The organism is Aliarcobacter skirrowii CCUG 10374, assembly GCF_003544835.1.
Lineage (GTDB): Bacteria > Campylobacterota > Campylobacteria > Campylobacterales > Arcobacteraceae > Aliarcobacter > Aliarcobacter skirrowii.
Genome location: NZ_CP032099.1, coordinates 231854 through 245955 on the forward strand (window position 1 = coordinate 231854; position 14102 = coordinate 245955).

Annotated in this window: 14 protein-coding genes; 10 read left to right on the forward strand and 4 right to left on the reverse strand. The window is 29.2% G+C overall.

Annotated features, from left to right (window positions below; translation table 11 throughout):
* The first annotated feature begins 6 nt into the window (after positions 1-6).
* Genes ASKIR_RS01290 through ribD form a run of 10 tightly spaced genes read left to right on the forward strand, consistent with a single transcriptional unit; the run spans position 7 to position 9326 of the window.
* Complete coding sequence (locus ASKIR_RS01290) at positions 7-993, forward strand: DHH family phosphoesterase (RefSeq protein ID WP_066162819.1); 987 nt, start codon at positions 7-9, stop codon at positions 991-993.
* Entirely contained in the window at positions 986-2365 is a 1380-nt protein-coding gene (locus tag ASKIR_RS01295; RefSeq protein WP_066352777.1) for a M23 family metallopeptidase, read from the forward strand. The genes ASKIR_RS01290 and ASKIR_RS01295 overlap by 8 nt, the downstream gene beginning before the upstream one ends.
* Entirely contained in the window at positions 2362-3267 is a 906-nt protein-coding gene (lpxC, locus tag ASKIR_RS01300) for a UDP-3-O-acyl-N-acetylglucosamine deacetylase (protein ID WP_066352775.1), read from the forward strand. Before ASKIR_RS01295 ends, lpxC begins: the two co-directional genes overlap by 4 nt.
* An 8-nt stretch (positions 3268-3275) precedes the next feature.
* Positions 3276-3728, forward strand: a complete 453-nt coding sequence (locus ASKIR_RS01305; protein ID WP_066162810.1) for a hypothetical protein — start codon at positions 3276-3278, stop codon at positions 3726-3728.
* Positions 3729-3739: 11 nt separating this feature from the next.
* Positions 3740-4621, forward strand: coding sequence for a homoserine kinase (gene thrB / locus ASKIR_RS01310; RefSeq protein WP_066162807.1), 882 nt, complete (start codon positions 3740-3742; stop codon positions 4619-4621).
* Positions 4622-4663: 42 nt separating this feature from the next.
* Positions 4664-4930, forward strand: coding sequence for a DUF448 domain-containing protein (locus ASKIR_RS10440; protein ID WP_167540781.1), 267 nt, complete (start codon positions 4664-4666; stop codon positions 4928-4930).
* Positions 4920-7517: a translation initiation factor IF-2 gene (gene infB, locus ASKIR_RS01320; protein WP_066352774.1), complete on the forward strand. Its 2598-nt coding sequence runs from the start codon at positions 4920-4922 to the stop codon at positions 7515-7517. The genes ASKIR_RS10440 and infB overlap by 11 nt, the downstream gene beginning before the upstream one ends.
* Position 7518: 1 nt before the next feature.
* Entirely contained in the window at positions 7519-7881 is a 363-nt protein-coding gene (gene rbfA / locus ASKIR_RS01325) for a 30S ribosome-binding factor RbfA (protein ID WP_066162801.1), read from the forward strand.
* Complete coding sequence (gene rimP, locus ASKIR_RS01330) at positions 7878-8306, forward strand: ribosome maturation factor RimP (protein WP_066162799.1); 429 nt, start codon at positions 7878-7880, stop codon at positions 8304-8306. The genes rbfA and rimP overlap by 4 nt, the downstream gene beginning before the upstream one ends.
* A gap of 12 nt (positions 8307-8318) precedes the next feature.
* Positions 8319-9326, forward strand: coding sequence for a bifunctional diaminohydroxyphosphoribosylaminopyrimidine deaminase/5-amino-6-(5-phosphoribosylamino)uracil reductase RibD (gene ribD / locus ASKIR_RS01335; RefSeq protein ID WP_066352773.1), 1008 nt, complete (start codon positions 8319-8321; stop codon positions 9324-9326).
* 47 nt (positions 9327-9373) lie between these two features.
* On the opposite strand, the gene efp is transcribed toward ribD, so the two are convergent.
* The 4 genes from efp to ASKIR_RS01355 all read right to left on the reverse strand — a co-directional run bounded on the left by efp (position 9374) and on the right by ASKIR_RS01355 (position 14100).
* The gene (gene efp / locus ASKIR_RS01340) at positions 9374-9934 is read right to left on the reverse strand and encodes an elongation factor P (protein ID WP_066162793.1); all 561 of its coding nucleotides are present in this window, start codon (positions 9932-9934) and stop codon (positions 9374-9376) included.
* A 9-nt stretch (positions 9935-9943) separates the two neighbouring features.
* The gene (gene serA / locus ASKIR_RS01345; RefSeq protein WP_066352771.1) at positions 9944-11530 is read right to left on the reverse strand and encodes a phosphoglycerate dehydrogenase; all 1587 of its coding nucleotides are present in this window, start codon (positions 11528-11530) and stop codon (positions 9944-9946) included.
* Between the two features lie 13 nt (positions 11531-11543).
* Entirely contained in the window at positions 11544-13196 is a 1653-nt protein-coding gene (locus tag ASKIR_RS01350; protein ID WP_066352768.1) for a 30S ribosomal protein S1, read from the reverse strand.
* 64 nt (positions 13197-13260) lie between these two features.
* The gene (locus tag ASKIR_RS01355; protein WP_066352766.1) at positions 13261-14100 is read right to left on the reverse strand and encodes a 4-hydroxy-3-methylbut-2-enyl diphosphate reductase; all 840 of its coding nucleotides are present in this window, start codon (positions 14098-14100) and stop codon (positions 13261-13263) included.
* Between the last annotated feature and the right edge of the window lie 2 nt (positions 14101-14102).

Genomic DNA, 14102 nt, shown 5'->3' on the forward strand with positions numbered 1-14102 from the left:
TAAATTATGAAAAAAGATTTTACTTTTAAAAATCAAGTTGATACAAATTTATATCAAGAGGCTTTAGAGCTAATAAAAAATAGTAGATATATTTTATTAATAACTCATGTAAATCCAGATCCAGATTCTATTGGGTCTGCTTTAGCTATTTCAAACCTTTTGTATGAAAATAAGATAAAACATAAGGTTTTTAATATTAGCTCTGATTTGCCACAAAACTTAGATTTTTTAAGTAGATTTGAAAAAATAACAGATATTTTTCCACCATTTTATGACTTAGCTATAAGTTTTGATTGTGGAACTTATAAACGACTTGGATTTGAAGTGCCAAAAGATATACCTTTGATAAATTTTGATCATCATGCTTCAAATGAGAATTTTGGAACTATAAATATAGTAGATCCATATAAAAGTAGCACAGCTGAACTTGTGTTTGAGTTTTTTAAATATAATGGTTTAAATATATCAAAAAATAGTGCTATTGCACTATATAGTGGTATTTATGATGATACTTTAGCTTTTTCTCTTCCAAGATGTGATGAGAAAACATTTAAAAAAATAAACTTTTTAGTTGAGTGTGGAGCTAATCCTTCATTTATTGCAAGTAAGCTTTTACGAAGAGACTCTTTGGCAAAATATAGAATTATTCCAAAAGTCTTAGATAGTTTAGAGCTTCATCAAAGTGGAGAGATAGCAACAATTTATGCTCTTGGTGAGTGGTTTAAACAAACAGGAGCTCATAGTAGAGATTGTGAAGATGCTCTTGATATGGTTATGAGTATGAGTATTGTAAAAATAGCTCTTTTTGTTAGATATATAAATGGAAGTTGCAGAGTATCTTTAAGAAGTAAAGGTGATATTGATGTATCGAAAATAGCAAAGATTTTTGATGGTGGAGGTCATTTTAATGCCTCTGGATGCACAATACAAATTGGTGATGTAGTTGAAGTAAAAAATTTAGTGTTAAAGGAAGTAAAGAAGATTTATGCGTAAAAAAGGTTATTCAAATATTATAATTATTGTTGTTTTATTAGCTATTGTAGGTTTAGGTTCATATATTTTTTTATTAGGTAAAAGTAAACCAGATATATATTTTCAATTAGAGACAAATGAAGAGAAAATTTATTGGAATCTTAGAAAAGAGTTAGCTGTTGATATAGTTAGTAAAAGAAAAATTGCAAATTTTAAAGCAGTTTTAAAAGATGGTGAAAACCTAATAGAACTTGATAGTAAAATTTTAAAAGAGGATTTAGATTCACAAGTTCATACATATTTAATTTTTCCACCAAAAACAAATAATTTAAATTCATCATCGAATTTAATTTTAGAAGTTACTGCAATGGATGATAATAAAATAAACCATTTATTAAAAGAGGAATCAACAAAAAATGTTGATATTGTTATAGATAGAACATATCCAAAAGTAGAAGTTTTATCAAACTCTTACTCTATAAAACAAGGTGGTAGTGCTGTTGTTGTTGCAAAAATTGAAGATGCTAATTTAAAAGATTATTATGTAACTTTTAATGATGATGTTATATTTGAACTATTTCCATTTGAAAAAGAGGGTTATTTTGTATCAATTGTAACTTGGCCAATTGATTTAAAAGAGTTTAAAGGGTTCAATATTGTAAGTATGGATAAGGCTGGAAATAAAACAATTCAAAGAGTTCCTTATTATATTCAATCTTATGAACCAAAAATTGATAAACTAAAGATTAGTGACTCATTTATATACAGTGTCTCTAAAAATGTTTTAGAGATGAGTAACTTGCAAGTTCCAAATAGTGCTGAAGAGATTTTTATAAAAACAAATAAAGAGCTAAGAGAGAACAATCTAAAAACAATTAGAAATGTTGTAATAGAGAACTTTAATCAAGAGCCAGTCTTATTTGATATAAAACCATTTCTAAGAATGAAAGGTGCAAAAACTTTTGCAAGATTTGGAGAGAGAAGACACTACTATTATAATGATGTAAAAATAGATGAGGCTTGGCATTTAGGAATAGATTGGGCTAGTGTAAAACATGCAAATGTATATACATCAAATAGTGGAAGAGTAATATTTAAAGATTATTTAGGTATTTATGGAGAGAGTATAATAATTGATCATGGATTAGGTTTATCATCTTTATATGCACATACAAGTAGTCAAAAAGTTGAAGTTGGTGATATGGTTGAAGCTGGAACATATATAGCAAATACAGGTTCAACTGGTGCAGTTTTTGGGGATCATTTACACTTTGGAATATTAATACAAGGAATAGAGGCAAATCCTAGCGAGTGGTTAGATGCTAAGTGGATTGATGAAAATATTGTAAATATAATATATAATGCGAAAGATATTATAAAGGGCATAGAATGAAACAAAGAACTTTACAAAAAAGTGTAGAGATAGTTGGAATTGGTTTACATAAGGGTGTACCTGTAAAAATGAGGTTAGAACCACTTCCTTCAAATAGTGGAATTATAATTTATAGAAGCGATGCAGGTGTTACAATACCTCTTAAAAAAGAGTTTGTTGTGGATACAAAAATGGCAACAGTTTTAGGAAAAGATGGAGTAGTAGTTTCAACTATTGAGCATCTTTTAAGTGCAATATATGCTTATGGAATAGATAATTTAAGAATTGTTTTAGATAATGATGAGATACCAATTTTAGATGGAAGTTCTTCTGGATATTGTATGTTAATAGATGAGGCTGGAATAGAAGAGCAAGATCAACCCAAAAAAGCAATTAAAATTAAAAAAGAGGTTGTTGTCGAGACTCCTGATGGAAAAAGAGTAGCTTTAAAACCATCAAATAAAATAGTTTATGATTTTGAAATAAAATTTGAACATCCAGCAATAGGAACTCAAAATTATCATTTTGATTACTCAATAGAGGAGTACAAAGAGAGTATTGCAAAAGCAAGAACATTTGGATTTTTGCATGAAGTTCAATATTTAAGAAGTATAGGACTTGCTCTTGGTGGAAGTATGGAAAACGCAATAGTTTTGGATGAAACTAAAATATTAAATCCAGAAGGTCTTAGATATGAAAATGAGTTTGTAAGACATAAGATTTTAGATGCAATTGGTGATATGGCACTTTTAGAGTACACAATGATTGGTGAGTATGAAGCAGTTGCTGGAAGTCATCATCTAAATCATCTTTTAACAAAAAAACTTTATGAAGATAAAGAGAATTATGAAATAATTGATTTAGAAGAGGCAAAAGAGGAGGCAAGTGCCTTTGAATTAGCTTATGCTAAAGAGTTAAATTAGAGGTAAATTTGACAGAAGCTTTAGTTATAACTATATCAAATCCACTTTTAGTTGGAATTTATGAAAATAAAAAATTGATTAAGGAGTATAGATTAGATGGTCTTACATCTGATTTGCTTCCAATAAAGTTTAAAGAGATATTTGAAGAGTTTGATATAAAAAGGGTATCTTATGTAAATACTCCTGGTTCTTTTATGTCAATAAAAATTGCTTATATATTCCTAAAAACTATTACAATGATTAAAAATATAGAGTTTTGTGCAGTTGATGGATTTAAATTTAATGAAAATAGTCCAATAAAAGCTTTAGGAAAAAAATATTTCATAAATACAAAAGATGGTCTTAAAGTAGATTTTTTAGAAAAAGGTTGTAAAATCTCGGATTTTAAATTACCAAATGGTTTAGAAACTTTGGAGTTTTCTAAAGATACTCTTCCAATATATAATTTACCAGCAGTCTAAAAGGAGAATATTTGAGAGTAAGTGTACCAGCAACTAGTGCAAATTTAGGGCCAGGATTTGATTGTTTAGGATTAGCAGTAAATCTTAAAAATCAAGTCATTATAAAACCATCAAAATTTCACAGTGTTTCACTAAAAGGTGAGGGTTCTAATAACCCTGTTTTAAAAGACAATAATATGTTTATCTCTATTTTTAATGATTTTTATAACAATTTAACTTCAAGAAAGAGACATTTTAGATTTGAATTTTTTAATGAAATTCCACTATCAAGAGGTTTAGGAAGTTCATCTGCTGTTATAGTATCTGCAATTGCAAGTGCTTATGCAATTGAGGGAATAAAACTTGAAAAAGATAAATTATTGAATTTAGCTTTAGCTTATGAAAATCATCCAGATAATATAACACCTGCAGTGATGGGTGGTTTTTGTGTTGCAAGTGTTCAAGAGAATGAAGTTAAATATATAAATAAATCTATGCCAAAAACTTTAAAAGCTGTTGTTGTAATACCAAATAGAGCAATCTCAACTCAACTATCAAGAAAAACTCTTCCATACAAATACTCAAAAGAGGATGCAATTTTTAATATTTCACACTCATCGCTTCTAACAGCATCTTTTATGAGTGAAAACTGGGATATGTTAAAGTATGCTTCACAAGATATGTTTCATCAAAAATATAGAATGAAACATATGCCAGAGCTTTTTGAAGTTCAAAAAATAGCACTTTTAAATGGTGCTTTAATGAGTACACTTTCAGGCTCAGGTTCTACAATGTTAAGCATTTGTTTAAATGAAGATAGTAATAAATTAACTACTATTTTAAAAGAGAAGTTTCCTCATTTTAAAGTTCTAAGTGTAGATTTTGATAATGTTGGAGTTAGAGTTGAACTTTAAAAATCATATTTTAAGAAAAATTGGATATAATGTTTGGCTAATTTGAAAAAAATCTTAAGAACTTGTATTTTTTGTAGATCAAAAATAGAACAAAAAGAGCTTTTGAGATTTGTATATCAAAACGGTAGTTTGCTATATTATAATAAATTTGGCAGAAGCTTTTATCTGTGTGAACCTTGCACAATAAAGCTAAAAGATGATCTTAGTATAAAAGATAGTAAAAGATTAGAAAAAGTGCTCCAAAAAGAGTGCAAAGATAAAGAAAACCATGTTAAACAACTTAAGGAGATTTTATTAGATGTCAGATAAAGTAAAAGTTTTTGAAATTGCTGAAGAGGCTGGATCAACAAGCGCTGAGGTAATGCAAAAAGCAAAAGAGTTAGGAATAGAGTTAAAAACAGCTCAGGCTGCTGTATCTTTTGAAGATGCAGAAGAGATTATGCAATATATTCTTACAGGAAAAAGTTCTAAGATTAAAGAGCCTATAGAAAAACCAAAAAAAATTGAAGTAAAAAAAGAAGAGTCTAAAGAGGAAAAAATTGAACCTATAAAACAAGAGACTACAATAAAAAAAGCTACAAAAAAAGATTTAGATATTCCTATTGATGATAAAGAAGTTGAAGTATCTGCTGTGAAAGTTGTTCCAAAAAGAAAAGGTCTTGTAATTATTAAGAAAAAAAGAGATACTGAGATTGACAATAAAACTCCTGAAAAAGAGAGTGTTGTTCAAAAGAAATCTCAAAAATCTCTAAGTGAGATATTCAGCGATGATAGTGGAAATAAAAACTTTGAAAATCAAAATAGTAAAAAAGCTGATATTGCATCTTCAAAAGTAAAAAAAGAGAAGAAAAAAACTCCTATAAAAGCTCAAGAACATGGTAAAAAAATCGAAGTTATAAGTGATGATAAAGAGTTTAAAAGTAGTGATGACTCTTTATTAGGAGAAGAGGTTGTTTTATTTGATATGGATTTATCTGATACATACAAAATCTTTGATGAACCAAAGCCAGTTAATAGTGCAAATCATTCAAGAAGTTCAAAACCAGCCGCTTTTGGAAATGCACCAACAGGACTTAAAAGAGGGAAAAGAAAAAAAAGAGTTGTAAGAGTTCAAGAGAAAGCTGAAATAACTTCTGTTACAATTCCTGAAGATATTAGAGTTTATGAGTTTGCTGAAGCTTGTGGAAAATCTCCAGCTGAGGTTATAAAAGTTTTGTTTAGCCTTGGAATGATGGTTACAAAAAATGACTTTTTAAAACAAGATGAGTTAGAGATTCTTGGTGAAGAGTTTGGAATAGAGGTAACTGTAAAGGATGCCTTAGAAGATGTAAATTATGAGGAGAGTTATGATGAATTAGAAGTTGATACAAGTTCATTTATAACAAGACCTCCTGTTGTTACAATTATGGGGCATGTTGATCATGGTAAAACTTCACTTCTAGATAAAATTAGAAGTTCAAAAGTTGCATCAGGTGAAGCTGGTGGAATTACTCAACATATAGCTTCTTATACAATTACAAAAAATGGTCAAAAAATTACATTTGTTGATACTCCAGGTCACGAAGCATTTAGTGCAATGAGAACAAGAGGGGCTAATGTTACAGATATTATAATAATAGTTGTTGCAGCTGATGATGGAGTTAAAGCTCAAACAGAAGAGGTTATTTCACATGCAAAAGCAAGTGGTTGCCCAATAATAGTTGCTATGAATAAAATGGATAAAGAGAGTGCTAATCCTGATATGGTAAAAGCACAAATGGCTGAAAAAAACTTAACTCCTGTTGATTGGGGTGGAGATATTGAATTTATTGGAGTATCTGCAAGAACAGGTGATGGAATTGAAGATTTACTTGAGAATATTTTAATTCAAGCTGAACTTTTAGAGTTAAAAGCTGATCCAACAGCAAAAGCAAAAGCTACAGTAATTGAATCATCTTTAGAAAAAGGAAGAGGACCAGTTGCTAATATTATAGTTCAAAATGGTACTTTAAGAGTTGGAGATAATATTGTTTGTGATACAACATTTGGTAGAGTAAAGGCTATTACAAATGATATGGGAGAGCTTGTAAAAGAGTTAGGACTTAGTGAAACAGGAACAGTTTTAGGACTGAATGAAGTTCCAAGTACAGGTTCAAGTATGGTTGCAATGGATAGTGAAAAAGAGGTTCGAGAGATTGCAATGACAAGAGCTGAGCATGCAAGATTAAAAGAGTTGTCAAAATCTACAAAAGTTTCACTTGAAGAGATGAGTGGATTAATAGCTGAAGGTAAGATAAAACAACTTCCAGTTATTATTAAAGCTGATGTTGGTGGAACTTTAGAGGCTATTAAAGGCTCTTTAGAGAAAATTGCTAATGATGAAGTTAAAGTAAAAGTTGTTCACTCTGCTGTTGGTGGAATTACTGAAAGTGATATTGTTTTAGCAAGTGCTAGTGAAGGTTGTATAATTTTAGGATTTAATGTAAGACCTACAGGTGCAGTTAAAGCAAAAGCAAAAACTGATGGTGTTGATATTAAAACTTACTCAATTATTTATGATTTACTTGATGATGTAAAAGATGCACTATCTGGAATGATGAGTGCAGTTATTAGAGAAGAGAATACTGGACAAGCAGAAGTTAGAGATACATTTGTTGTTCCAAAAATTGGAACTGTTGCTGGATGTATGGTAACAGATGGTAAAGTAATCAGAGGTGGTCACGCTAGAATTATTAGAGATGGAGTTGTTACATATACTGGAAAAATATCATCTTTAAAACGATTTAAAGATGATGTTAAAGAGGTAGCAAATGGGTTTGAGTGTGGAATTATGTTTGAAAAATTTAATGATATAAAAGTTGGAGATTTCATAGAAACATTTATTCAAATTGAAGAGAAGGTTTCTATAGATAACTAATATGAAAAGTATAAATCTTCAAAGAACAGAATCACTACTAATGGAGCTTATTCCTCAAGCTCTATCATCTTTAAGTAATGATCTTATAAACTCTTTAGCAATTACAGGAGTTAATTGCAAAAAGGGTAAATATGATGCAATAGTATATTTTGATGGAAGTGATTTTAGCAAAGAGCAAAATGATGAGATAATCAAAAATTTAATTAAAGCAAATGGTAGATTAAAAAGTGAAATTCTAAGTGCAACTGGATGGTATAAATGCCCAAATTTTAGATTTGAAGTTGATACAAGCTTAGAGAATTCAAAAAATATAGAAGATCTATTTGCAAAAATAAAGAAAACAAAAAAGAGTGATGAAGAATGAATTTAGAAGAGCAAATTAAACTAATAGTTGAAAATAGTGGACTTAACTTATATGATATTGTTACAACTAAAGAGCATGATAGAAATATATTTAGAGTTATTGTAACTTCAAAAGATGGTGTAAATTTAGATAAATGTGCTGAGATTTCAAGAGTTATCTCTCCTCTTTTAGATGTAGAAGAACCAATGGGTGGAAAATATAACCTTGAGGTTAGTTCTCCTGGAATTGAGAGAAAATTAAAAAAAATAGAACACTTTATTGCAAGTGTTGGTGAAAAAGTTAAAGTAAAAAATATAGATACAGAAGTTTTTAAAGGTGAGTTAATTTTTGCTGATGAGAACAAAATAGTTGTTAAAACAGATAATTTAGAAGTAGAGATTGCTCATAATGATATTTTAAGTGCAGCAACTTATTTTGAGTGGTAAAAATATAAAACAATGAAAATTGATGATAATTTCTATATGAAATTAGCCATTGATGAGGCTTGGAAATATCAACTTTTAACATATCCAAATCCTGCTGTTGGATGTGTTGTTGTAAAAGATGGAAAGCTTTTGGCAATAGAGGCTCACAAAGAAGCAGGATTGCCACATGCAGAAGTAAATGCTTTAAAAACAGCACTTCTTAGCAAAGAGCCTAACTCTTTACTAAAAATATTAGAAAATAGTTCTGATATACATGAATATTTAATAAAAAATCATAATAATTTTTTTAATGATTGTGAAATATATACTACTTTAGAGCCTTGTAATCATGAAGGAAAAACTCCATCTTGTGCAAAACTTTTATCTATTTTAAAACCACAAAGAGTAATTATTGGTTCAATTGATACAAATAAAGTAGCAAGTGGTGGAATTAAAACTTTGGAAGAATCTAATATCAAAGTTACAACAAAAGTTTTAAAAAAAGAGTGTGATAATCTTCTTCTACCTTTTAAATCTTGGCAAAATAAGAGCTGTATCTTCTTTAAAATGGCACAAACACTAAATGGTATGATTGATGGGTCGGTTAGCTCTCAAAGAGCTAAATTGTATCTTCATATGCTTAGAGATAAGATAGATTTACTTTTAATTGGTGGAAATAGCGTAAGAGTTGATAAACCTACACTTGACACTAGGTATGTAAAAGGTAAAAATCCAGATATATTTATATATAGTAAAAATAAGGTTTTTAGCCAAAATATACCACTATTTAGTGTACCAAATAGAAAAGTAATAATAAGTGATGATTTGTTTAAAATACTTGATTATAAGTTTATTATGGTTGAAGGTGTTTATAACTTACTTGATATTTTAAAAGATAAGATAGATTTTGTAGTTTTAATAGTAAGTCCAAAGATAAGAGATGGTATAAATGCTACAAACTCTTTAAATATTGATTTTGAGATACTTCATGAAAACTATTTAGGTGATGAGAAGATTGTTTTTTTAAAGAAGAGAGATTAATTATTTTTCATATTTTAATAAAAAGCTAGATTTCTCTAGCTTATTTATTATTTTACTTTTTCTAAGTATTCACCTGTTCTAGTATCTACTTTTATTACATCACCTTCAAGTATATGAAAAGGTATTTGCACAACAGCTCCACTTTCTAAAGTAGCAGGTTTTCTACCACCTTGAGAGTCACCTTTAAAGTTTGGTGGAGTCTCTATAATTTTAAGTTCAACTACCATTGGAGGCTCAACTGTAATAGCTTTACCATTGAAATACATCATATCTACTTGCATTCCATCTATTATCCAATCTTTAGCATCTCCCACTTGATCATAAGTAAGTCCTTCTTGCTCATATGTATTTACATCCATAAATTGAAGTAGCTCACCATCATCATACAAAAATTGCATCTGCTTTTGAACAAGATTTGGAGTTTCACACTTATCACCTGCATGGAAAGTTTTTTCAATAGTTTTTCCATTTAAAAATGACTTAATTTTTGCTCTAACAAATGCAGCACCTTTACCAGGTTTAACATGTTGATACTCTACGATTTTATATGGAATTCCATCAACTTCGATTTTTAAACCTTTTTTTAATTCACTCATACCAATTGCCATAATCTCTCCTTATATTTCAGCATAAGCAACAGCAATTGATGCTTCAAGGCTATCAAGCTCACTTATTACTTTTGAGTTTGCTTTTTCATCTATTAGAATAACTGCTAATGCAGTTCCCTCTTTTCCACGACTTAGTCTAAAATCAGATATATTAATTCCATTTTGACCTAATATATTTCCAACTTTTCCTACAACTCCAGGGATATCTTTGTTTTTCATAATAATCATTTTACCTTTAGGCTCAACATCAATTTTGAATCCATCAAGCTCAACAACTCTTTGAACATCTTCACCAAATACAGTTCCAGAGATTGATTTAACACCTTTTGAAGTAGTTATTTTAATAGTAACTTTATTTTTATATCCGCTACTATTTGTTAAAGCTTTAGTTGAAAGATCAATACCTTTCTCTTTTGCAATAAAGTTTGCATTTACATAGTTTACACTACTTCCAGAGCTAACACTTAACACTCCAACACTTGCAAAAGTTTGTAAAGAGTCAACAAATTCAGATAGTTCACCCTCAGCACTTACTTCAATAGCTCTAATTTCACTTTTACTAATTTGTGCTAATAAAAATGCCATTTTTTGTGTTAATTCTATATATGGTTTTACAAATGAAGGTATTTTGCTCTCATCAATTGGAAGATTTAATGCATTTGGATAAGAGATTCCTCTAGCACTCTCTATTGCATTGTTTGCACTTTGAATAGAGATCTCTTTTTGACTCTCTTTTGTATTTGCTCCTAAGTGAGCAGTTACTGTAACATTTGGTAAATCTAATAGTGGATGAGAAGTTGCAGGCTCTTTTTTGAATACATCAATTCCAGCCATTGCAATTTTTCCATTTTTTAGGTTTTCTACTAATGCTTCTTCATTATATAATCCACCTCTAGCACAGTTTATTAATACAACACCATCTTTCATCTTTTTAATCTCATCAAAACTAATCATATCGATAGTCTCTTTGTTTTTTGGAGTGTGAATTGTAATAATGTCACAAGCTAAAATATCATCAAAATTAGTTGTATATTTAATTCCTAAATCAGTTGCTTTAGTGCTTGGAATATAAGGGTCATAAGTAATTACATCCATCTCAAATGCTTTTGCTCTAAGTGCAACTCTATGACCAATATTTCCAAAACCAATAACACCTAGTTTTTTACCATAAAGCTCATTTCCATACCAATCTTCTCTTTTCCAAACTCTATCAATTTTTAATTGGTTATGAGCGTATGGAAACTTTCTCATACAAGATAACATATGTGCCATTGTAAGCTCAACTGCAGCTATAGTGTTTGCAGTTGGAACATTCATAGCAATAATTCCTCTTTTACTACAACCATCTATATCAACATTATCATAACCAACACCAGCTCTAATAATAGCTTTTAAGTTTGTTGCTGCATTTAAGAACTTCTCATCAACATCTGTTGAAGATCTTGTAATTGCAACATCAGCATCTTTAATAATATCTAATAGTTTAACCTTGTCAATATCAGCTGCATAAACATAATTAACATCTTCAGTGTTTTGTAAAATATTTAATCCAGCTTCGTGAATATGGTCACAAACTACAATTGTATGTTTACTCATTAAAAAATTCCTATTATTTTATTTGATCTTTTAAAATATCACCAAGAGTCATAGACATATCATCATTTACAGACTTTAGCATCTCTCTTTCTTGTTGTTGCTCTAATCTTTTAATAGATAGTCTTACTCTATTTTTCTTTGTATCAATATTTATTACTACTGCTTCAAGTTCATCACCAATTTTAATCTCTTCAATATTAACTGGTCCAAAATCTTCTGTTCTAATAAGTCCGTCAAGATTATTTTCAAGTTTTATAAATACTCCAAAATCTTTTTTATCTTTAACGCTTCCTTTTACAATATCACCAAGTTTATAGTTATCTTGGAATTTTTTTGCAGGAGATTCAGCTATCTCTTTAATTGAAAGTGAGATATTCTCTTTCTCTTTATCAATTTTGATAATTTTTACTTCAACTTCATCACCTTTTTTGAATAGGTTTTTACACTTATTATTTGGTTCCCAAGATGCTTCTTCATTGTGCAATAATCCATCAACATCACCTAAAGTAACAAATGCTCCAAATTCAGTTAGAGTTGAAACTTTACCTTTTAAAACATCTCCAACTTTGTGTGTTTTAATAAATTTATTAAATGGTTTTTCTTGAAGATTTTTTAAACTTACTCTTAATCTTTTTTTATCAATATCAAGCTCAATAACTTCAACATTAATCTCATCACCAATAGTTAAAATATCTTTTGGATTTTTAATGTTTTTGTTCCATGAAAGTTCAGAGATATGTAAAAGACCCTCTATATCATTTCCTAAATCAACAAATGCACCATAAGATTCAAAGTTAGAAACTGTAACAGTAATTGTATCTCCAACTTCTAATTTATCTTTAATCTCTTCCCATGGATTTGAAAGAGCTGCTTTGATTGATAGGCTTAAGTGTTGTTTTGATTTATCATAAGATAGAACTACAACAGAAACTGTGTCACCTTCATTGTAGTAGTTTGCAGGATTAACAGGACCTTTATAAGAGATTTCATTGTAGTTTACAAGTCCATCAATTCCACCTAAATCAACAAACATTCCATAAGAAGTTATTTTTTTAACAACTCCATCAATTGCATCTTTATTTTCTAAGATTTTTGCAACTTTTTCATCTTTTAAGTTTTTGCTCTCTTCAATTAGTTTTTTTCTTGAAACTATTATTGAACCTTGGTTTTTATTTACTTTAATAACTTTAGCTTTTACGCTTTTTCCGATTGCTCCAATACTTTTCATAAAAGATTGAGCCATTGGCATAAAGTATTCACAACCATTTTCATCTTCAATAGTAAAACCACCTTTAGGTTTTACAGCTGTTACTTTTCCTTCAATAACTACATCTTCAAAATTTTCACCATGAGCTTTTATGAAGTTGTCAAATTTCTCTCTTTGAAGCACTTTTCTATGTGAAATATTTGGTCTTTCACCTCTATTTCCCATAAGCATAACAGGAATTGTATCTCCAACTTTATATTTTAACTCACCATTTACAGTAATTTCATTTAAAGATAAAAGTCCCTCTATTTTTTGACCAACATCAACTAAAACTCTATCATCAGTAATTTCAACAATCACACCATCAACTACAGAGTTATTCTCTGCTTGTTCAAAAGACTCATTAAGCATTTGCTCAAAATCAAAGTCTTCACCTAAATCTATATCTTCCATACGCATTTTGTACCTTCTTGTTTACCAGTTTTTTTTAAAATAGGAAGATTGTACAAAAAAAAGGCTTAAATTATAGTTTAAAGCCCTCTATTTTATTGATAACTTTTTGAATAACCCAATCAGGAGTGCTGGCACCTGCAGTGATTCCACAAAATTTTTTATCTTTAAACCAAGAAATTTCAAGATCTTGTTCATTTTCTATTAAATATGAATCTTTGCAATTTTCTAAACAAATAGAGTGAAGCTGTTTTGTATTTGATGAACTTTTTCCACCAATTACAATCATAACATCAGCTTTTATTGAAATATCTCTAGCCGCATCTTGGTTTTCAAAAGTTGCATCACAAATTGTATTAAATACTCTAACCTCTTTATTTTTAAGTATTAGTTCATTTACTATTTCTAAATATGTCTCTTTTTTCTTTGTAGTTTGAGCAACACAAGCAATTTTACTCTTTTTGAATTTTAAATTTTTTAAATCTTCTTTGCAAAGAATTATATGAACATCTTCAATATCTGTTGCATAAGACATAACACCTTTAACTTCAGGATGATTTATATCTCCAAAAATAACTATTGAGTAGCCCTCTTTTGACATATTTTTTACAATATTTTGTGGAGTTGTTACAAATGGACAAGTTGCATTTATAACTTTTTTTGTAGTTTTTTTAAGCTCTTTTAACTCATCTTTTGGAATTCCATGAGTTCTAATAATTACAGTATCTTCAGGTTTTACATCACTTAAGTTTGAGTAAAGTCCAACATTGAAATCTTTTTTTAACCTATTAATCTCATCTTCATTGTGAATTAATGGACCCATAGTAGCGCTATTTTCATATTTTTGTGCAATATTTATAGCTCTTTTAACGCCAAAACAAAAACCATAACTACTAGCTAACTCAATTTTCAAAA

What these genes read in the sequence shown, in the direction of transcription:
- ASKIR_RS01290 (WP_066162819.1), top strand. Translation starts at nt 7, where the DNA reads ATGAAAAAAGATTTTACTTTTAAAAATCAAGTTGATACAAATTTATAT.
- ASKIR_RS01295 (WP_066352777.1), top strand. Translation starts at nt 986, where the DNA reads ATGCGTAAAAAAGGTTATTCAAATATTATAATTATTGTTGTTTTATTA.
- lpxC (WP_066352775.1), top strand. Translation starts at nt 2,362, where the DNA reads ATGAAACAAAGAACTTTACAAAAAAGTGTAGAGATAGTTGGAATTGGT.
- infB (WP_066352774.1), top strand. Translation starts at nt 4,920, where the DNA reads ATGTCAGATAAAGTAAAAGTTTTTGAAATTGCTGAAGAGGCTGGATCA.
- rbfA (WP_066162801.1), top strand. Translation starts at nt 7,519, where the DNA reads ATGAAAAGTATAAATCTTCAAAGAACAGAATCACTACTAATGGAGCTT.
- rimP (WP_066162799.1), top strand. Translation starts at nt 7,878, where the DNA reads ATGAATTTAGAAGAGCAAATTAAACTAATAGTTGAAAATAGTGGACTT.
- ribD (WP_066352773.1), top strand. Translation starts at nt 8,319, where the DNA reads ATGAAAATTGATGATAATTTCTATATGAAATTAGCCATTGATGAGGCT.
- efp (WP_066162793.1), bottom strand. Translation starts at nt 9,934, where the DNA reads ATGGCAATTGGTATGAGTGAATTAAAAAAAGGTTTAAAAATCGAAGTT.
- serA (WP_066352771.1), bottom strand. Translation starts at nt 11,530, where the DNA reads ATGAGTAAACATACAATTGTAGTTTGTGACCATATTCACGAAGCTGGA.
- ASKIR_RS01350 (WP_066352768.1), bottom strand. Translation starts at nt 13,196, where the DNA reads ATGCGTATGGAAGATATAGATTTAGGTGAAGACTTTGATTTTGAGCAA.